This window comes from Streptomyces sp. NPDC055506 (assembly GCF_053643595.1).
This window is the reverse complement of record NZ_JBSHKH010000013.1, coordinates 35,899-54,251: the sequence shown is the minus strand read 5'-3', so window position 1 is coordinate 54,251 and position 18,353 is coordinate 35,899. Positions and strand designations below refer to the sequence as shown.

The window sequence follows — 18,353 nt, the reverse complement described above, 5'->3', positions numbered from 1 at the left end:
ACGGACCCTAGGGAGCCTCCTCCTCGAACAGGTGCCGCACCGTCGACCGGTAGTTGGTCCGTACGTGCGTAAGCGCGTGCGCGCGAGCCCGGTCCGGGTCGCCCGAGGCGATCGCCTCGTACAGCTCGCGGTGCTCGACGAGGAGTTGGGGCCACTCCTCGTTGCGCCGGGTCATCCAGCGCAGCCGGCCGGCGACCGGTTCCAGGGCCTCGGTCAGCAGGCTGTTGCCCGCCATCGCCACGATGCGGTCGTGCAGGCGGCTGTTGACGTCCGTGATCACCTCGGCGTCCTCGGCCCGGGTCGCGGCGGCGGCGCGGTCGAGGAGTTCCTGGACCTCGGCCAGGTCCTCGGGGGTCGCGCGGGACGCGGCGAGTCCGGCGGCGTAGACCTCCAGGGCTTCCCGCAGTTCGAACAGTTCCTTGACGTCGGTCGGGGTGAGGCGGCGTACTACCGTGCGTCGGGGTGTCTCGAAGTGGACGAATCCCTCTGCGACCAGGGCCCGGATCGCCTCCCGGACCGGAACGCGCGAGACACCGAAACGCTCCGCCAGTTCGCGTTCCACCAGGCGGTCGCCGGGACGGAGGCTGCCCGCGATGATCTCCTGGCGCAGATCGGCCGTGACGCGCTCGCGGACCGCTCCGAGGGGTTCGATCTTCGTCATGCAGCCCATCTTCGTCGACGCGAGGTGTCTTTTACGCAGCGTTAACAAGAGCGACATCGGTCAGGACGGTTGACGGGGAGACCATGGCGCAGTTTGGTATACCAAACACCTCGCAGGGTGGCCCCCCGTCCTGCGGAGCAGTCCTCCGTCGTCCCCTTGCTCGTGGAGGCCCCCGTGTCCCTCGCCGACCGTGCCGCAGAGACCGGCACCCCAGCGTTCGTCCCCGATCCCCGGCTCACCAACGAAGACCTCGCGCCCGCCAAGAAGCGCAACTGGAAGGTCTTCGACCTCTTCGCCATGTGGATGTCCGACGTCCACAACCTCGGCAACTACACCTTCGCCGCCGGACTGCTCTTCCTCGGCATGAACGTCTGGCAGATCTTCACGTCGCTGCTCGTCGGCTTCGTGATCATCTACATCGGCATGAACTGGATGGGGAAGATCGGGCAGCGCCACGGTGTCCCCTTCCCCGTGGTCAGCCGGATCGCCTTCGGCATCTGGGGCGCCAACATCCCGGCGCTGATCAGGGCCGTGATCGCCATCATGTGGTACGGCATCCAGACCTACCTGGCCTCCGTCGCCGTCAACGTGATGCTGCTGGCGGCCTGGCCGAGCCTGGAGTCGTGGACGCACAGCTCCTTCCTGGGGCTCGACGCACTCGGCTGGGTCTCCTTCATCGCCCTGTGGCTGGTGCAGGCGGCGATCATCAGCCGGGGCATGGAATCGGTCCGCAAGTTCCAGGACTTCTGCGGCCCGGCGATCTGGCTCGTGATGATCGCGCTGGCCGGGTGGATCCTCTACAAGGCCGGCTGGACGATCTCGCTGACCTCCACCCCGCACCCGGTCTCGGGGGGCGAACAGTGGCGGCAGTGGTTCGGCGCGATCGGCCTGGTCCTCGCCACGTACGGCACGCTGATGCTCAACTTCTGCGACTTCTCCCGCTTCGCGCCCGACTACAAGTCCGTCAAGCGCGGCAACTTCTGGGGCCTGCCGATCAACTCCACGGCCTTCGTGATCGTCTCGGTCATCGTCACCGCGGGCGCCTTCGAGGTCTTCGGCAAGGAGATCACCGACCCGGCCTACCTGGTCGCCGAGATCGGCAACACCTGGGTGCTGGTGCTGGGCGCGCTGACCTTCGCCATAGCCACCATGGGCGTCAACATCGTCGCCAACTTCGTCTCACCGGCGTACGACCTCGCCAACGTCTGGCCGCAGAAGATCACCTTCAAGGTCGGCGGCATGATCAGCACGGTCGCCGCGCTGCTCGTCACCCCCTGGAACCTCTTCTCCAACCCGACCGTCGTGAACTACTTCCTCGGCGGCCTCGGTGCCTTCCTCGGCCCGCTGTTCGGCGTGATCATGGTCGACTACTACTGGGTCAAGCGCGGCCGGGTGAACGTGGACGAACTGTTCGACGCCTCTCCTGGTGCCCGCTACCACTACCGCAAGGGCTTCAACCCCAAGGCGCTGTGGGCGTTCCTGCCCGCGGCCGGTGTCGCGGCGGTGCTCGCGCTGGTGAAGACCTTCAGCGACGTGGCGCCGTACTCCTGGTTCATCGGCACGGCGATCGCGGCCGGGCTGTACGTGGTCCTGTGCCGTCCCGAGCGCGCCACCGCGGAGGTCTGAGAGACGTGCGGATCGTCGTCACCAACTGCAACACCACGCAGGAGATGACCGAGGAGATCGTACGAGGTGCCCGGGCCGCCGCAGGCCCGGGCACCACCGTGACCGGACTGACCCCCGCCTGGGGGCCCGAGTCCGCGGAGGGCTGGCTCGACAGCTATCTGTCCGCCGCGGCCGTCCTGGACACGCTGCGGACCTACGACGGGCCGCCGTACGACGCCGTGGTCATGGCCGGCTTCGGGGAGCACGGGCGGGAGGGCGTGCGGGAGTTGGTGGACGTACCGGTCGTCGACATCACCGAGGCCGCCGCGCATCTCGCCTGTCTGCTGGGCCGCCGCTACGGGGTCGTCACCACACTGGAGCGCTCGCGCGGCCAGATCGAGGACAGCCTGGAGACGGCGGGTGTGGCGCGGAACTGCGCCGCGGTCGTCGGCACGGGCCTGAACGTGCTCGACCTCGGCGACGACGAGCGCACCGAGACCGCGTTCCTCGCCGCCGCCGAACGGGCCTGCGCGGCCGGGGCCGAGGTGCTGGTGCTGGGCTGCGCCGGGATGACCGGGTTGCAGCGGGCGGTCGGGGAGAAGCTGGGCCTGCCGGTCGTCGACGGGGTCGCCGCGGCGGTCAAACTCGCGGAGTCGCTGGTGGCGCTGGGGCTGACGACGAGCAGGGTGGGGAGCTATGCGGAGGCGCTGCCGAAGCGGCGGGTGTGGGGGAGGTCCGAACGGCGGTAGCTCAGGACGGGCCGTCGAGGGTGACGTCGTCGCCATGAGCCCCGTAGAACGCCACCTGGCGGGCCATGACCTCCCGCATCGACGTGCCGCGCGGGATGCCGTACACCGTGCCGGGGAAGTCCAGCGCCTCCTGGATCTGCCACAGTTCGTCGTGCTCGCCGGGGGCGAAGAGCCGGGCCCGGGGTGCTCCCGCCGCGATCCAGCCGATGGGCAGGACCGTGCCGGGCGGCAGTACGGAGTTGACGTGCAGCACGCTGTGGATCCGCAGCTCGGAGCCGGTGCTCGCGACGGCCCCGGGGAAGACGCAGGCGCCGGTGGCCACGAAGACCTCGTCCTCGAGGGTCGCCCCGTTGACATGCGCGTGCGGGCCGACGAGCACGGCGTCACCGATCACGGCGGGGTGCGCGGCCCGCCCCCGCACCAGCGCGTTCTCCATCACGACCACGTCCGAGCCGACCCGTACCTCCCCGTCCTCGGCGGTGAGCACGGCCCCGTGCAGCACACGGCTGCGCTCCCCGAGGACGACCGCCCCGCACAGGACGGCCGTCGGTGCGACGTACGCGGACTCGGGGACGACGGGGCGCCGCCCGCGGTGCTCGATCAGCATGGAGTTCTCCTCAGGTCGGCGCCCCGTCGGGCACGACGGCTGTCGCCGTAATCTCCACCAGCTGCCCTGTGTACCCGAGGCACGCCACGCCGATCAGCGTCGACGAGTGCGGACCGGCACTGAGCCCGGACGCCTCGACGATCTCCCAGACGGCGGACAGCACGGCCGTCTCAGCGCTCACGACGTACACCTCGGTCGCCACGACATGCGGCAAATCGCTGCCGACGGCCCGCAACTGCTCCCGCAGATTGGCGATCACCTGCTCGGCCTGCCGTACGGGGTCTCCGGGACCGACGAGGTTGCCGCCGGCGTCGAGCGGCACGGACCCGGCGAGGAACGCCAGCCGCGTCCCGGCTTCGACGACGGACGCGTGGGAGTAGGTGGGCGGCGGGAAGAGGCTCGGGACGGTGACGCGGCGGATCACTCGGGGCTCCGATCTGGGGCGGCGACTGGGCAGTTGTCCGACCGATCATGCGCGGCCCGGTCCACGGACGCACTCGTATTTCGGTTCACGCGATCCGGCCGGTCCCTTTACTCTGCTCGGGCCCCTCACCGCCCGCCCCAGGAGCCACCCCCGTGCCCACCCTCCCGGACCAGGCCTTCCTCGACACCACCGCGGACCGTCTCGCCGTCCTCCCCGCCGTCGAGGCCGTCACCCTCGGCGGCTCCCGGGCCCAGGGCACCGAACGCCCCGACAGCGACTGGGACCTGGCCGTCTACTACCGCGGCGCCTTCGACCCGGCGGATCTCCGCGCGGTCGGCTGGGAGGGCGAGGTGTCCGCGATCGGCGCGTGGGGTGGCGGAGTCTTCAACGGAGGTGCCTGGCTGACGATCGACGGCAGGCGCGTGGACGTCCACTACCGCGATCTGGACGTCGTCGAACACGAGCGCCCGGAGGCCGAGGCAGGCCGCTTCCGCGTCGAGCCGCTGATGTTCCATCTGGCCGGTATCCCGACGTACCTGCTCGTCGCCGAACTCGCGATCAACAAGGTCCTGCGGGGCGAGCTGCCGCGTCCCGCCTCCTACCCGAGGGCCCTGCGCGAGCGCGCCCCCGGGCACTGGCACGGCATGGCCACCGCCACCCTCGGCTACGCCAAGGCCGGCCACGCCCCGAAGGGCGCCCTCACCCAGGTCGCGGGAGCGATCGCCCTCGCCACGACACAGACCGCGCACGCGGTGCTGGCAGCGCGCGGGGAGTGGGTCACGAACGAGAAGGGGCTCCTCGCGCGGGCGGGGTTGCGCGGGATGGACGACCTGGTGAGGAGCCTGACGGACGACCCGGGCGCGCTCGCCCGGACGATCACCGACGCGGAGACACTCCTCGGCCGGGCCGTGGACGCGGCGCGGGGCTGACCGCCGTCGCCGGTCGCGTCCCCGATTGCGTTCATAAAGAACCCGGCTCTCCCGCACTCCGTCACGTTCCGGAAACCTTTCTTCCAGGAACCCCGCCTACCGTGGACAGCCACACCCCGCCCGGCCACCGTCGCCCGAAGGCCCACCCCTGCCCTCGATGTGACGACAGGAGCCCTGTGTCCCGGTCCCGCCGTTTTTCCCTTGTGCTGCCACCCTGGCTCGCGCACGCCCTGCGCGCCCAGCGGGGTCCGGTGCCCTGGAGCGCGGTGACGCGAGGGGCCCTGTCCGCAGGGCCGCTGCTGCTGGTGGCGGTGGGGTCGGGGCGTACGTCGCTCGGTGTCGTCGCCGCCATCGCCGCCATGCTCGCCGGGATCAACGACCGGCCCGGCAGCCGGCGGGTCTCGGTCAAGCGGCTCGGGGTGCCCGCGCTGGGCGGTGCCCTGGGTCTGGTGATCGGGACGTATGCCGGGGACGAGACCGGCGCGGTCGTGCTGACCGTGGTCCTCACGGTCGTCGGGCTCGTCGCCGGGGGGATGAGCGCCGTGGGGCCCGTCGCCTCCGCCTCCGGGACGCAGTTGCTCGTCGGCGCGGCGATCGGCGCGGGAATGCCCCTGCCCGAGCCGGGGTGGCAGCGCGCGCTCGCCTTCCTCGCCGGGGCCGGCTGGCTGCTCGTGCTCCGGCTCGTGCTGCCCACGCCCGGCTCCCTCGCCGGTGACTTCCGCTTCGACGGCGAGCGGGCGGCCGTGGCCGGGGTGTACGACGCGGTCGCCGAGCTGCTCGACGCCGTCGGCGGGCCGGACGCCATCCGCCGCCGTGCCGCGCTCACCGCCGCCCTCGACCACGCCCAGGACGCCCTCGCCGGGCCCCGGCTGCGCCGGTACGCCTCCTCCTCCAGCGAGCGGCGGCTGCACGCGCAGTACGCCGCCGCGCTGCCCCTCGCCGAGGCCGCCACCGCGCTGGCCTGGGCCGAAGAGGCCATTTCCGAACGGGCATCCGAAGGTCCCCGGCGGCTCGCCGCCGCCGTACGCGACAACGCCCACACCGGGCCGCTGCCCGCCCCCTCCCGCTCGGCGCCCGCCCTGCGCGCCCTCGACGACGCCCTGCTGCAGGCGGCCGAGGTGTTCGACCAGGGCCGGGGCGGCGAGCTGCACACCCGGCCCCGTACCGCCAGGGACCGGCTGCGCGCCGCCTTCGGTACCGCCGGACGCGAGTACGGACTGCGCGTCGCCCTGTGCTTCGGGGCCAGTGCGGCGGTCGCCCAGGCCCTGCACCGGACCCAGTGGTACGGGCAGCACGAGCACTGGTACTGGCTGCCCGCCACCGCCGTCTTCCTCGTCAAGCCCGACCTGGGGCCGCTGGCCTCGCGGGTGCTGAACCGGGCCGCCGGGACCGTCCTCGGCGCTCTTCTCTTCGCCGGGTTCGCCGCCGTCCTGCCCCGCCCTGAAGGGCTCATCGCGCTGGTCGCCCTCAGCGGGGCGCTGATACCCGTCGCCACCCGGCACTTCGCCGCCCAGACCGCCGTCGTCACCGTCCTGGTCCTCGCCCTGGTCATGGTCGGCGGCGAGGCCCAGGCCTCCGCGGGCCGGATCGGCGAAACACTGCTGGCCTGCGCGATCGTGCTGATCGTCGGACATCTGCCGATGCCCGGACAGCGCGGCGGGGGAGTGCGCGCCCGGCTCGCGGCGGCCAGCCGAGCCGCGTACGCCTACCTCACCCATGTCCTCGACGAGGCCGACGCCCCGCGCATCGGCGGCTCCGGCACCCCCTCCGACCACCGCGCCACCCGCTGGACCCTGCGCCGTGAGGCCTACCGCACTCTCGCCGAGGCCCGCACGGCCATCTCCCTCTCCGCGCACGAACTGCCCGCCCTCGCCCGGCACACCGAGGGCGCCGACGAGGTGGCCGACCTCCTCGAACGGCTCGTCGACACCACGACCGCCTGCGCCGTGCACCTCGACGACACCGGCCGGATCGGCCCCCGCCACACGGAACGCCTCGCCGCGGTCCTCGACGAACTCACCGGACCCGTCGAACGGGTGGGGATCCGACTGCCCCGGACACCCCTCGCCGGATAGCGTCCTCGTCGTACGTTGGCGTGATGACGCCTTCTGCCGCGGACAGTCCAGCCGACCTCATCATCAGCGCGTGCACCGTCCTCGTGCACGACGATCAGGAGCGGATCGGCTTCGAGGAGGACGCCGCGATCGTCGTGCGGAACGGGATCGTCGAGGCCGTCACGAGCACCGCAGCGGTCGCGGACCTGGCCGCCGCCGAGCGGCTCGACGCCCGCGGCCAGGTCGCCCTGCCCGGCCTGATCAACTGTCACACGCACGCGCCGATGGTCGCGCTGCGCGGCCTCGCCGAGGACCTGCCCACCGAGGCGTGGTTCAACGATGTCGTCTGGCCCGTCGAGTCCAACCTCACGGCGAAGGACGTCGAGCTGGGCGCGCGGCTCGCCTGCGCCGAGATGATCCGGGCCGGGGTCACCTGCTTCGCCGACCACTACTTCGCCATGGACGAGGTCGCCGCGGTGGTCGCCGAGAGCGGTATGCGGGCGCTGCTGGGCGAGGCCTACTTCTCCTCGCAGGGCCCCGAGGGCCGGGAGAGGTCACTGGAGTTCGCGCTGCGGCACCGCGACTCGGCCGACGGCCGTATCACCACCGCGCTCGCGCCCCACGCCCCCTACACGGTCGACGACACCGACCTCGCCGCCACCGCCGAGCTCGCCCGCGCGCACGGCCTGCCCGTGCACATCCACGCCGCGGAGAACCGCGACCAGACGGACACCAGCCTCGCCCGCCTCGGCGTCACCCCGGTCGAGGTCCTGGCCCGCACCGGCATCCTCGACACGGACCTGCTCCTCGCCCACGGCACCGGCATCACCGACCGCGACCTGCCGGTCATGGAGCGCGCGGACGGTCGTACGGCCGTCGCCACCGCGCCCCGCGGCTACCTCAAGTTCGCCTGGCCCGACACCACGCCCGTCCGCGCCCTGCGCGACATCGGCGTCGACGTCGGACTCGCCACCGACGGCGCCGCCTCCAACAACTCCCTCGACGTGTGGGAGTCCATGGCCCTCACCTCGCTGGTCCAGAAGTCGGCCGAGGGCGACCCCCGTTGGCTGACCTCCCGCCAGGCCCTTCACCACGCCACCCTGCAGAGCGCCCGTGCCGTGGGGCTGGGGGACAGCGTCGGCAGCATCGCGCCGGGCCGGAGGGCGGACATCGTCCTGGTCGACCTCACCGGCCCGCACACCCGGCCCGTCCACGACCTCGCCGCCACCCTCGTGCACAGCGCCCGCTCCGCCGACGTCCGCACCACCATCGTCGACGGACGGATCCTGATGCGCGACCGGACGCTGCTGACGATCGATGTGCCCGCGGTGGCGGGGGAGTTGGAGGAGCGCCTGCCCGCGCTCGTCGACCGCGGCCACGGCCGCCGCATCCAGGAGTACGACACCTGATTCCCTAGGCTGGCCCGCATGGATCCAGCCCACGGCCTCCTCGAAAACCCCCACGACGTGTACCGGCGCCTGCGCGAGAGCGCGCCGGTACACCGCACAGCCGGCCCCGACGGCAGCCCCGCCTGGCTGGTGACCAGGTACGAGGACGTCCGCGCGGCCCTCGCCGACCCCCGGCTCTCGCTGGACAAGGCGCGGGCGAAGGAGGGGAGTTACCGGGGCCTGTCCCTGCCGCCGGCCCTGGACGCCAACCTCCTCAACATGGACCCGCCGGACCACACCCGCATCCGCCGCCTGGTCGCACGGGCCTTCACCACGCGCCGCGTCGAGTACCTCCGCGCCCCCATACGCCGGACCGCCGACCGCCTCCTCGACGCGCTCGGCCCGCACGGCACCACCGACCTGATCGCCGCCTACGCCGCACCCCTGCCGATCACCGTGATCTGCGACCTCCTCGGCGTCCCCACGACCACCGCCCGGACTTCCGTGCCTGGACCGACGCGCTCGTCGCCCCCGACCCGGCCCGCCCGGCGGCCGCCAAGGAGGCGGTCGTGGCGATGCTCGGCTTCTTCACCGGCCTGATCGCCGCCAAGCGCGCGGAGCCCGCCGACGACCTGCTCTCCGACCTGATCGCGGTCCGCGACGAGGGCGACCGGCTCACCGAGGACGAGCTGATGTCCCTGGCCTTCCTCATCCTCTTCGCCGGGTACGAGAACACCGTCCAGCTCATCGGGAACGCCGTGCTGGGCCTTCTGGAGCACCCCGAGCAGCTCGCCGCCCTGCGCGGCGACCCGGCGCGTATCCCGGCGGCCGTCGAGGAGTTCGCCCGCCATGAGGGGCCCGCCCTGCTCGCCATCCGGCGCTTCCCGACCGAGGACGTGACGATCGGGGACGTCACCGTGCCCGCCGGGGAGACCGTTCTGCTGTCCCTGGCCGCCGCCAACCGCGACCCGGCCCATTTCCCCGACCCCGACCGGCTCGACCTCGGCCGGGACACCTCAGGTCATCTCGCCCTCGGCCACGGCATCCACCACTGCCTTGGCGCGCCGCTGGCCCGTGCCGAGACCGAGATCGCCCTGGCCGCGCTGGTGGAGCGGTTCCCGGACCTCGCCCTCGCGTCCGACGCCCCGCGGTGGCGCCCCTCCCTGCGCGCCCGGGGCCTGGTCGCGCTGCCGGTGACGTACGCGGAAAAAACTTCCTGAGCCGGCGATGAGTTCCGCCCCTCCCTGCGGTCACCACCCCGGACGGACCGTTGCCGCAGGAGGGGTACAGGAGGGGTTCATGTCGTTGCCGGAGATCGTCTCGCGCGACCGGTGGCGCGCGGCGCGCGCGGAACTGCTGGTCAAGGAGAAGGCCGCCACCCGCGCGCGGGACGCGCTGGGCGCCGAGCGGCGCGGACTGCCCATGGTGGAGGTCGGCGAGGAGTACGTCTTCGAGGGCGGGGACGGCAAGGCCACCCTGCTCGACCTGTTCGAGGGGCGGCACCAGCTCGTCGTCTACCACTTCATGTTCGCGCCCGAGTGGGACGCCGGCTGCCGCAGTTGCTCGGGGTTCCTGGACCAAATAGGGCATCTCGCCCATCTCAAGGCCCGTGGCACGTCGTTCGCGGCCGTCTCCCGGGCGCCCTTTCCGAAGATCCTGCCCTTCAAGGCCCGGATGGGCTGGACAGTGCCCTGGTACTCGTCGCACGGCAGCGACTTCAACCGCGACTTCGAGGTGACACTCGACCACGAGGGGGAGCTCCTCGAGCGGCCCGGCCTCAGCTGCTTCCTGCGGGACCACGACCGGGTCTTTCACACCTACTCGACGTACGAGCGCGGCCTCGACGGCCTCGGCTCGACCACCAGCCTGCTGGACCTCACCGCGCTGGGCAGGCAGGAGGCGTGGGAGGAGCCCAAGGGGCGCGCGTCGGCTCTTGGGGCGACTGCGGGAAGCGAGCGCATCCGCTATCACGACGAGTACGACGATTGACACGCAAAGTGAGCACATCCGCCAAGAGGCTGAGAGGTTGGTCACACTTGGCGGTGAACGAGTGTCAACTACGTCTCAGAACCGTCACTTCGCGAGCCGTTCACCCCATGGTTGGCGTTTAACTCTACGAGTACAGCGCTACATGGAGGTGCAGGGTGGTGAACGGGCGAACGGTGCTCGAGCGCTTTCCCGCCGGTGGGCCGCGTGGCTCCTGGCCGGCGGAGGAGTTCGCGCAGGCGCGGCGTCTGGAAGGCCTGCGTGCCGAGGTTGTCATGGACCTCGCGACGGACATGTTCCTGGTGATCGTGCGCAGCGGCGACAGCGCCGACGCCACGGCCTGACGGACGGCCCGGCAAAGGCGCGGCTCAGCCCGCCTTCGGCGCCGGCACCTTCGTGACCGGCACGACCTGCGGAGCCGTCGTGGGCGGCTTGGTGAACTGCTCCGCCTGGAGCGCGTACAGCTCGGCGTAGAGCCCGCCGGTGGCCAGCAGCCCGTCCGGCGTCCCGGACTCCACGAGCCGGCCCTGGTCCAGGACGTGCACCAGGTCGGCGTGGCGTACGGACGCCAGCCGGTGCGTGATCAGTACGACCGTCTGGCCGCTGTCGGCCAGGGCGCGGATCCGCTCGAAGACCTCCAGCTCGGCCCGTGCGTCCAGGGCCGCCGTCGGCTCGTCCACGATCAGGATGCGGCCCCTGCGATAGGCCGCCCGGGCGATGCCGAGGCGCTGCCACTGGCCGCCCGACAGTTCGTGCCCGCCGCTGAAGTTGCGGGCGAGCAGCGTGTCGAGGCCGCGCGGCAGGTCCGCGACCACCGTCTCCGCTCCGGCCTCGGCGATCGACGCGGCCAGCCGCTCGTCGCACACGGGCGCCGACGTACGCCCCAGGGCGACGTTCACCCGGGCCGTGAACGGCCACCGCTTGAAGTCCTGCGCCACCATCGCGATCCGCTCGGCCAGCAGGTTCCGGTCGGCGGTCGCCGCGTCCACGCCGTCCCACAGGATCCGCCCCCGCTCCGGGGTGTACAGCCCGGCGAGCAGCTTGACCAGGGTCGTCTTGCCGGAGCCGTTCTCGCCGACCAGCGCGACGATCCGGCCCAGCGGGAGGGCCAGCGTCACGTCGTCGAGAGCGGGGCGGGCCGAGTCGCCCGGGTAGCGGAACGTGACGTTCTCGAAGCGGATCTCGCGCGGGTCCTCCGGCAGTGGCTGCCCACCCGCCGGGATCGCGCGCTGCGCCGCCTCCGTGTACAGCCGTTGCAGGTCGCCGACGAAGAGCGCCTCCTCGTGCAGCGCGTTGACCTCCACCACGAGCGTGTCGAGGCTCTGCGAGCCGGTCCGGATCGCGATCACGGCCGTACCCGCCACCGACAGCGCCATCGACCCCGCCAGCAGCAGTCCGCCGAGCGTCGCGTACGTCGCCACCGTCGCCAGGCCCGTCCACGCCGCCGCGATCAGGCCGGTGCGGGCGGCGAGCCCGGCCAGGCGGGCCTGCTCGGCCTCGGCCGTCTCCGACATCGCGCGGAAGTGCCGCAGCAGGAACGCGCCCACCCCGTGCACCCGGATCTCGGGGGCCGCCTCGGGTTCGATCAGCAGGTTGCCCAGCAGCCGGCCCGCGCGGGCGTGCTGCACCCAGGCGTGGAAGGACTCGTACCGCCGCCGGGCCACGGTCAGTGCGCTCCAGGCGCTCGGCAGCGTCATCGTCACCAGCAGCGGCAGCAGGGCCGGATGCAGCACGGTGAGCACGCCGGCCGCCGCGACCAGGGAGATCATCGCGTTGATCACGCGCGTCCCGTACATGATCATCCGGCGGGCGGAGGCGGCGCCGTACTGGGCGGTGTCCAGCAGTTTGTGGAACGCGTGGTCCTCGATCGCGGCCAGCTCCACGGCCGCGGCCCGCTCCAGGTACCGCTCGGTCGCCACCCGCTCCACCTTGGGCTCCAGGCGGCCGGTGGCGTAGGTGCTCGCGGCCCGCAGCAGCGCCGCGAGCAGCATCACGAGGGCCACCGTGACCAGCGCGGGGACGGCTCCGCGCAGCCGGTCCTCGATCGGCCCGCCGCCCATCAGCCGGGCCAGCACGCTGTTGACCGCGAGCAGGCTCACCGCCTGTGCGACGCCCCGGCCCGCCTCGGAGGCCAGCACGATCCGGGCGGCGCCCCGGTCTGCCTGCCGGGCGAGTTGGAGGCTGGACTTCAGCAGGGACGGCAACCGGGTGATCATGGCGCGGAAGTTCAGCTCCAGGAACGCGTCGGCGTGCTGGTTCCAGCCCATGTCGTAGCGCAGCGGGCCCCCGAAGAGCAGCCGCTCCGACTCGGACACCTCCGGCGCGGTCCGCTTCTTCCCCACCGTCGACCGACCTCCCCGCTCAGGCCCCGCTTGTGGACGAACGGCCACTATCGCGGGGGCGGAGCCCGCCCGGGCAGGGCGCAGCCCGGGGCGCCGGATGCGCGCGGGCGCACGACCGGACCGGGGGAGGTGTGGGTCGGCGCGGGGGCGTTGGGGTGGTGCGGAGCCCTCGACCGGGAGGTGCTCGGCGGGTTACGCGCCGGACGAGTCATGAACGGATGGCTGTGTGCGACGTGTCCTGGTCGACTTGTCCTACGCGCTGACCGGCCGTGACCACGCCGGAGCCGTCCCCGTCACGCGGCACAGGGCGAGGTACAGCGGTATCGGCGGGGTGTACGGAAGCTTGCCGTCCGGGCGGTGGATCAGTCGGGGGAGCTCCGGGGCGTCCGGGACGACCGCGCCCGTGGCGTACCGCACGGGAGCCGGCCACTCCAGGGCGTGATCCGAGTCGGCCGGCACCAGCCACCACCAGTGCGTGCCGTCGGCGTAGACACAGCCCGCGCGGGGCAGCCGGGGCATGACCAGCCGTCCGAGACGGGCGGGAACCGCGACCGCGTCGCAGCCGAGCGGCGCGGTCATGCCATCGGGCACGGGCAGGCGCAGGGAGGGTCCCGGCGTACGCAGTCCGCGCCGCAGGCGGGCGAGTGTGTCCAGATTCAGTACACGGCCACCGGGCGCGGACGTCATGCCGCTCCCCGCTCTCGGCGTCGCCCCTGCGCGGGGACCTCAGGCGCGCTCCGCGTGCGGCGGGCCTGGTGGGCTCCGTCCCCGTCGCCCGAGTCCTCGGACGGACCCGGCTTGGGTCGGGCGCCCCAGCCCAGGTCGTTCCGGGGCTCCGACGCCTCACGCGGAGTGTCCGTGCGCGGCAGCTCGGCCCAGACCAGCATCCCGGGGCCGTGCTCATGGGCACCCCAGGCTTCGCAGAGCGTGTCGACGAGAAGCAGTCCCCTCCCGTGCTCCTCCTCGGGCCGCGTCCGGCCGGCCGCGTGGGGCTGGCCAGGGGCGCAGCCCTCGTCACGCACCGCTATCCGCACCAGTTCGTCGCCGTCGTGCAGCTCGCACACTATGTGCGTGCTCGCCGTGTGCACGATGGCGTTGGTGACCAGCTCGGAAACCACCAGGGCCGCGCTGTCGCACGTGTCCTCGCACACCGACCAGCCGGTCAGCCGGGCCCGCGTCAGGCGTCTGGCCTGAGCGGGAGAACCCGGATGTGCGGCCAGCTCGAAACGGAACCGGCGCTCGGCGGCGGCCCGGTCGGGGCCGACTCCGGCGGTGCCGAGGCCGAGAGGGCCTGCGGCGGCGTCTGTTCCTAAGGGCGCGGACGGAATCACGCTTGCCACTATCGCCCCGGCGCGAACACTTGGCAAGTGTCACTCTGAAAATTGCAGAGTGCGCTGTGACGGTCTGGAAGGCCGTGGCACACTGCATCGCAACAGCACTCCGCGCGGCGCCAGTTGAGATCGTCGAAGATTCGTTCGAAACGTCAGTTCGGATCAGCTCTTCGAAAGGGTCTTCGAATGGCGCCGCCGGGCTGTCAGCGTTCTTTTGGCCGGCTCGTCATAACTCTTCGTGGAGGTGGAGCGTGAGCGAACCGCGGTCCGCACCGACGGTCGGTCAGGTCGTCCTCGGTCGACGCCTGTTGGACCTGCGGGAACGCGCCGGGATGAAGCGCGAGGAGGCCGCCCGCATCCTCCGCGTCGCCCCCGCCACGGTCCGTCGTATGGAGATGGCCGAGGTCGCGCTCAAAATCCCGTACCTGCAACTGCTCCTGAAGGCCTACGGAATCTCCGACGAAGAGGCCGACGCCTTCGTCCAGCTGGCCGAGGACGCGAACAGGCCCGGCTGGTGGCAGCGGTTCCACGACATCCTGCCCGGCTGGTTCTCGATGTACGTGAGCCTGGAGGGCGCGGCAGGCGTCATCCGCAGTTACGAACCCCATTTCGTCCCCGGCCTGTTGCAGACCGAGGACTACGCGCGCGGAGTGCTCCGCTCAGGCGCCATCGGCCAGACCCGGCCCGACGACATCGAGCGCCATGTCGCCCTGCGCATGCAGCGCCAGGACCTGCTCACCCGCGAGGACGCGCCCCGGCTGTGGGTCGTGATGGACGAGACCGCGCTGCGGCGCCCGGTCGGCGGCCCGGAGGTGATGCGTGCCCAGATCGACAGACTGCTCGAGGCCACGAAGCTGCCCAACGTGACGCTGCAGGTCGCCCCGTTCGCCAATGGGCCGCACCCGGGCACGTACGGGCCGTTCGTGCTGTTCCGATTCGCCATGCCCGAACTGCCGGACATGGTCTACAGCGAGTACCTGACCGGCGCGGTCTATCTCGACGCGCGCGCGGAGGTGGCGACCCACCTCGAGGTCATGGACCGCATGGCGGCGCAGGCCGCTACGGCACATCGCACGAAGGAGATCCTCCGGGATCTCCGCAAGGAGCTGTGAATGGATCGCATCAAGCCGCGCAAACAGGTCTACAACGGCATGCCCGCGCGTGACTTGGGCAGCGAAGGCTGGCACAAACCGTGGAGCGGCGGGAACGGCGGGAACTGCCTGGAGGCGATGAAGCTCGCCGACGGCCGGATCGCCGTCCGCCAGTCCACCGACCCCGACGGTCCGGCCTTGATCTACACCACTGACGAGATGACGGCCTTCATCGAGGGGGCGAAGGAGGGGAAGGCGGACTTCCTGCTGTCCTGACGTGATCGCCTTTGCCCACACTCGGCTCTCTGACGCTCGACATTCTGAAATCAACTCTTTGACGCTGGTGCTGAATTGACCACCCTTTGTGCCTTACGGAGTGCCTCATGACCGGGCAGGACCCCACGACGGCCGTCCAGATCGACACGACCAGACCCCATCCCGCGCGGATGTACGACTGGTATCTCGGCGGGAAGGACAACTACCCCGTCGACGAGGCGATGGGCCGGCAGATGCTCACCCTCGACCCGAGGGTGCCGGTGATGGCGCGCGTCAACCGCGCCTTCATGCACCGGGCCACGCGCTGGCTGGCACAGAACGGCGTACGGCAGTTCCTGGACATCGGCACCGGCATACCGACCGAGCCCAACCTCCACCAGGTCGCCCAGGAGATCGCCCCCGACGCCCGGGTCGTCTACTGCGACAACGACCCCATCGTCCTGGCCCACGCGGCGGCCCTGCTGCGCGGCGCGGACGAGGGCGCCACCGAGTACCTCCAGGCGGACGTGCGCGACCCGGACACCATCCTGGAGGGCGCGCGTAAGGTCCTGGACTTCACCCGGCCCGTCGCACTGTCGCTCATCGCGCTGCTGCACTTCGTCTCCGACGAGGACGGCGGGCACGAGCTGGTCCGCCGCCTGCTCGCCGAACTGCCCTCCGGCAGCTACCTGGTGCTCACCCACGCCACGGCCGACTTCACCCCGGAGGAGTCCAGGGCGGCGACCGAGAAGCTCCGCGCCGCCGGCGTCACCCTGGCCCTGCGCTCCCGCGAGGAGTTCACCCGCTTCTTCGACGGCCTCGACCTCGTCGAACCCGGCGTCGAGGTGCCCCACCACTGGCACCCCGAGCTGGGCGAGCCCGTGCCCGGGCAGGACGACGGGGTGATCCCGGGCTATGGGGCGGTGGCGCGCAAGCCCTGAGGGGCTTCCGACGGGCCGGTCACGGCGGCGGCAGCGCCCCGCACAGCGCCTCCAGGGCCGGCCCGTAGGCATGCTCGGACGGAGTCGCGTATCCCACGACGAGGCCGTCGCTCACCGCCATGTCCGTGTCCGGGTGCCGGAACGCGGCGAGGCCGTCGAGGGCGATGCCCCGCCAGGCGGCGGCCTTGACCGAGGAGGCCTCGGTGCCGGGCGGCAGCCGCAGCACCGCGTGCAGCCCGGCCGCGACCCCCGTGACCTCGACCTGCGGTGCGTGCTCGGCGAGCGCCGCGACGAGCCGGTCCCGGCGCCTCCGGTACCGCTGCCGCATCCGCCGTACATGACGGTCGTACGACCCGGAGACGATGAAGTCGGCGAGGCTCAGCTGGTCGAGGACGCTCACCCATGCCTCGCGCTCGCCCTTCACGGCCAGTACGTCCTCGACATACCGCTCCGGGAGCACCATCCAGCCCAGCCGCACCGCCGGTGACAGGCTCTTGCTGACCGAGCCGATGTGGATCACGCGCTCGGGGTCGAGCCCCTGGACGGCGCCGACCGGCCGGCGGTCGTAGCGGAACTCCCCGTCGTAGTCGTCCTCCAGAACCAGCCCGCCACGCGCGCGTGCCCAGTCGATCACGGCCGCCCGGCGCGCGGGGTGCAGTGGTCCGCCGGTCGGGAACTGGTGCGCCGGAGTGAGCAGCACGGCACGCTCGCGCCCCAACCGGTCGACCTGCGCGCCGTGTTCGTCGAGGGGCAGCGGCACGGTTCGCACCCCGGCGCCCGCGAGGACCTCCCGGTGGAATCCGAGCCCGTACGCCTCCACCGCCAGGGGCCCGCGCAGGACACCACCTCCGAACAGCAGCCGCAGCGCGTGTGCGAAGCCGGAGCAGATCACGATCCGGCCGGGCTCGGTCCGCACGCCACGCGCGCGGGCCAGGTACTCCGTGAGCGCCTCCCGCAGTTCGGCCCGGCCCGCGGGGTCGCCCGGGCCGAACACCTCGTTGGGCGCCTGCTGGAGCGCCCTCCGGTAGGAGGCCAGCCAGGCCGCGCGCGGGAACGCCGAGATGTCCGGCGTGCCCTGCAGCAGGTTGTGCCGGGGGCCACGCGCGCGTTCAGGCGCCTTCTTCGGCACGCGCGCGGCCGGACGCAGCGGCTCCGCACGCTCCGCGACCCGGGTGCCCGAGCCCTGACGGGCGGTGAGCCAGCCCTCCGCGACGAGTTCCGCGTACGCGTCGGCCACCGTGTTGCGCGCGACACCGAGGTCGGCCGCGAGCGAGCGGTACGGCGGCAGCCGCGTGCCCGGAGCGAGCCGCCCGTCGCGTACGGCCTCGCGCAGCGCGCGGATCAGCGCCGTGCGCCGGCCGCCCGGCCCGGACAGCTCCAGATGCAGGTCGGACCCGATCCGTTCCGCGGAATTGACCCACGAATTCGCCATGGGAATGCACCCTACAGCGGGTCTTTGCGGATCGTAGGTTGAGGGACATGACGACGACCACGCACACGACGGACACGGCCCGGCTGGAGTTCGCGCAGTCCGCCCCGAAGGCCTTCCGGGCCCTCATCGCCTTCGACGCCGCCGCCCGTGAGGGCCTGGACCCGGCCCTCGTCGAACTGATCCAGATCCGCGCCTCGCACCTCAACCACTGCGCGTACTGCCTCCACATGCACACCAACGACGCCCGCAAGGCCGGCGAGAGCGAGGACCGGCTGCACATGGTCGCCGTCTGGCGAGAGGCCCGCCACTTCTTCACCGAGCGGGAGCAGGCGGCCCTCGCCCTCACGGAGGCGATGACCCTCGTCGCCGACGCCGGAGTCCCGGACGACGTCTACGCGCAGGCCGCGTCCCTCTTCGAGGAACGGGAACTGGCCCAGATCCTCGCCGTGATCTGCACGATCAACACCTGGAACCGGGTGGCGCTGTCCACGGCGAAGGTAGCGGGCACGGACGAGCGGTGACCGCCTTCCGGAGGACGGCCGTCTCTCGTGACCGCTT

At 72.1% G+C, this 18,353-nt stretch carries 18 protein-coding genes and 1 pseudogene; 12 read left to right on the top strand and 7 right to left on the bottom strand.

From position 1 onward, the window contains the following. Window positions 1–7 precede the first annotated feature (7 nt). Complete coding sequence (locus tag ACWIF2_RS07975) at window positions 8–661, bottom strand: GntR family transcriptional regulator (protein ID WP_454359248.1); 654 nt, start codon at window positions 659–661, stop codon at window positions 8–10. A gap of 174 nt (window positions 662–835) precedes the next feature. Between ACWIF2_RS07975 and ACWIF2_RS07970 the strand changes: the two genes are divergently transcribed. Continuing rightward, window positions 836–2,287 (top strand): NCS1 family nucleobase:cation symporter-1, encoded by a 1,452-nt coding sequence (locus tag ACWIF2_RS07970; RefSeq protein WP_454359246.1) that lies wholly within the window; start codon window positions 836–838, stop codon window positions 2,285–2,287. Window positions 2,288–2,292: 5 nt separating this feature from the next. Next, the gene (locus ACWIF2_RS07965; RefSeq protein WP_454359244.1) at window positions 2,293–3,015 is read left to right on the top strand and encodes an aspartate/glutamate racemase family protein; all 723 of its coding nucleotides are present in this window, start codon (window positions 2,293–2,295) and stop codon (window positions 3,013–3,015) included. 1 nt (window position 3,016) lies between these two features. Here ACWIF2_RS07965 and ACWIF2_RS07960 read toward each other — a convergent pair whose 3' ends face one another. Together ACWIF2_RS07960 and ACWIF2_RS07955 are read right to left on the bottom strand one after the other, a co-directional pair. Continuing rightward, window positions 3,017–3,622, bottom strand: a complete 606-nt coding sequence (locus tag ACWIF2_RS07960) for a gamma carbonic anhydrase family protein (protein ID WP_359895329.1) — start codon at window positions 3,620–3,622, stop codon at window positions 3,017–3,019. 10 nt (window positions 3,623–3,632) lie between these two features. After that, window positions 3,633–4,046: a RidA family protein gene (locus ACWIF2_RS07955; RefSeq protein WP_454359243.1), complete on the bottom strand. Its 414-nt coding sequence runs from the start codon at window positions 4,044–4,046 to the stop codon at window positions 3,633–3,635. Between the two features lie 152 nt (window positions 4,047–4,198). On the opposite strand from ACWIF2_RS07955, the gene ACWIF2_RS07950 reads away from it, so the two are divergent. From ACWIF2_RS07950 to ACWIF2_RS07925, 6 genes and pseudogenes are all read left to right on the top strand, one after another. After that, window positions 4,199–4,975, top strand: a complete 777-nt coding sequence (locus ACWIF2_RS07950) for a nucleotidyltransferase domain-containing protein (protein ID WP_454359241.1) — start codon at window positions 4,199–4,201, stop codon at window positions 4,973–4,975. Window positions 4,976–5,151: 176 nt separating this feature from the next. After that, window positions 5,152–7,050, top strand: a complete 1,899-nt coding sequence (locus ACWIF2_RS07945; RefSeq protein WP_454359240.1) for an FUSC family protein — start codon at window positions 5,152–5,154, stop codon at window positions 7,048–7,050. Window positions 7,051–7,073: 23 nt separating this feature from the next. After that, window positions 7,074–8,438, top strand: a complete 1,365-nt coding sequence (locus tag ACWIF2_RS07940; protein ID WP_454359239.1) for an amidohydrolase — start codon at window positions 7,074–7,076, stop codon at window positions 8,436–8,438. An 18-nt stretch (window positions 8,439–8,456) separates the two neighbouring features. After that, window positions 8,457–9,637 (top strand): annotated as a pseudogene (locus tag ACWIF2_RS07935) (cytochrome P450 family protein). Window positions 9,638–9,716: 79 nt separating this feature from the next. Next, entirely contained in the window at window positions 9,717–10,406 is a 690-nt protein-coding gene (locus ACWIF2_RS07930; RefSeq protein WP_454359238.1) for a DUF899 domain-containing protein, read from the top strand. Between the two features lie 158 nt (window positions 10,407–10,564). Further along, a complete protein-coding gene (locus ACWIF2_RS07925; protein ID WP_454359237.1) occupies window positions 10,565–10,747 on the top strand; it encodes a hypothetical protein in 183 nt (60 codons plus the stop codon). A 24-nt stretch (window positions 10,748–10,771) separates the two neighbouring features. On the opposite strand, the gene ACWIF2_RS07920 is transcribed toward ACWIF2_RS07925, so the two are convergent. The 3 genes from ACWIF2_RS07920 to ACWIF2_RS07910 all read right to left on the bottom strand — a co-directional run bounded on the left by ACWIF2_RS07920 (window position 10,772) and on the right by ACWIF2_RS07910 (window position 14,085). After that, window positions 10,772–12,745: an ABC transporter ATP-binding protein gene (locus ACWIF2_RS07920; protein WP_454359236.1), complete on the bottom strand. Its 1,974-nt coding sequence runs from the start codon at window positions 12,743–12,745 to the stop codon at window positions 10,772–10,774. Between the two features lie 252 nt (window positions 12,746–12,997). Then, on the bottom strand, window positions 12,998–13,432 hold the full coding sequence (locus ACWIF2_RS07915) for a hypothetical protein (protein WP_454359235.1): 435 nt from the start codon (window positions 13,430–13,432) through the stop codon (window positions 12,998–13,000). Continuing rightward, a complete protein-coding gene (locus ACWIF2_RS07910) occupies window positions 13,429–14,085 on the bottom strand; it encodes an ATP-binding protein (RefSeq protein WP_454359234.1) in 657 nt (218 codons plus the stop codon). The genes ACWIF2_RS07915 and ACWIF2_RS07910 overlap by 4 nt, the downstream gene beginning before the upstream one ends. Before the next feature lie 242 nt (window positions 14,086–14,327). On the opposite strand from ACWIF2_RS07910, the gene ACWIF2_RS07905 reads away from it, so the two are divergent. The 3 genes from ACWIF2_RS07905 (at window position 14,328) to ACWIF2_RS07895 (ending at window position 16,363) form a co-directional block, all read left to right on the top strand. After that, the gene (locus tag ACWIF2_RS07905; protein WP_454359233.1) at window positions 14,328–15,188 is read left to right on the top strand and encodes a helix-turn-helix domain-containing protein; all 861 of its coding nucleotides are present in this window, start codon (window positions 14,328–14,330) and stop codon (window positions 15,186–15,188) included. Further along, the gene (locus tag ACWIF2_RS07900) at window positions 15,189–15,443 is read left to right on the top strand and encodes a DUF397 domain-containing protein (RefSeq protein ID WP_399020417.1); all 255 of its coding nucleotides are present in this window, start codon (window positions 15,189–15,191) and stop codon (window positions 15,441–15,443) included. A 107-nt stretch (window positions 15,444–15,550) separates the two neighbouring features. Then, entirely contained in the window at window positions 15,551–16,363 is an 813-nt protein-coding gene (locus ACWIF2_RS07895) for an SAM-dependent methyltransferase (RefSeq protein ID WP_454359232.1), read from the top strand. 19 nt (window positions 16,364–16,382) lie between these two features. On the opposite strand, the gene pdxR is transcribed toward ACWIF2_RS07895, so the two are convergent. Further along, complete coding sequence (gene pdxR, locus ACWIF2_RS07890; protein ID WP_454359231.1) at window positions 16,383–17,795, bottom strand: MocR-like pyridoxine biosynthesis transcription factor PdxR; 1,413 nt, start codon at window positions 17,793–17,795, stop codon at window positions 16,383–16,385. Between the two features lie 47 nt (window positions 17,796–17,842). On the opposite strand from pdxR, the gene ACWIF2_RS07885 reads away from it, so the two are divergent. Continuing rightward, a complete protein-coding gene (locus ACWIF2_RS07885; protein ID WP_454359230.1) occupies window positions 17,843–18,316 on the top strand; it encodes a carboxymuconolactone decarboxylase family protein in 474 nt (157 codons plus the stop codon). The last annotated feature ends 37 nt before the right edge of the window (window positions 18,317–18,353 follow it).

Excerpts from the sequence above, each read along its gene's own strand:
- ACWIF2_RS07975 (WP_454359248.1), bottom strand. The coding sequence starts at position 661 with ATGACGAAGATCGAACCCCTCGGAGCGGTCCGCGAGCGCGTCACGGCC.
- ACWIF2_RS07940 (WP_454359239.1), top strand. The coding sequence starts at position 7,074 with ATGACGCCTTCTGCCGCGGACAGTCCAGCCGACCTCATCATCAGCGCG.
- ACWIF2_RS07885 (WP_454359230.1), top strand. The coding sequence starts at position 17,843 with ATGACGACGACCACGCACACGACGGACACGGCCCGGCTGGAGTTCGCG.
- ACWIF2_RS07915 (WP_454359235.1), bottom strand. The coding sequence starts at position 13,432 with ATGACGTCCGCGCCCGGTGGCCGTGTACTGAATCTGGACACACTCGCC.
- ACWIF2_RS07930 (WP_454359238.1), top strand. The coding sequence starts at position 9,717 with ATGTCGTTGCCGGAGATCGTCTCGCGCGACCGGTGGCGCGCGGCGCGC.
- pdxR (WP_454359231.1), bottom strand. The coding sequence starts at position 17,795 with ATGGCGAATTCGTGGGTCAATTCCGCGGAACGGATCGGGTCCGACCTG.
- ACWIF2_RS07960 (WP_359895329.1), bottom strand. The coding sequence starts at position 3,622 with ATGCTGATCGAGCACCGCGGGCGGCGCCCCGTCGTCCCCGAGTCCGCG.
- ACWIF2_RS07895 (WP_454359232.1), top strand. The coding sequence starts at position 15,551 with ATGACCGGGCAGGACCCCACGACGGCCGTCCAGATCGACACGACCAGA.
- ACWIF2_RS07900 (WP_399020417.1), top strand. The coding sequence starts at position 15,189 with ATGGATCGCATCAAGCCGCGCAAACAGGTCTACAACGGCATGCCCGCG.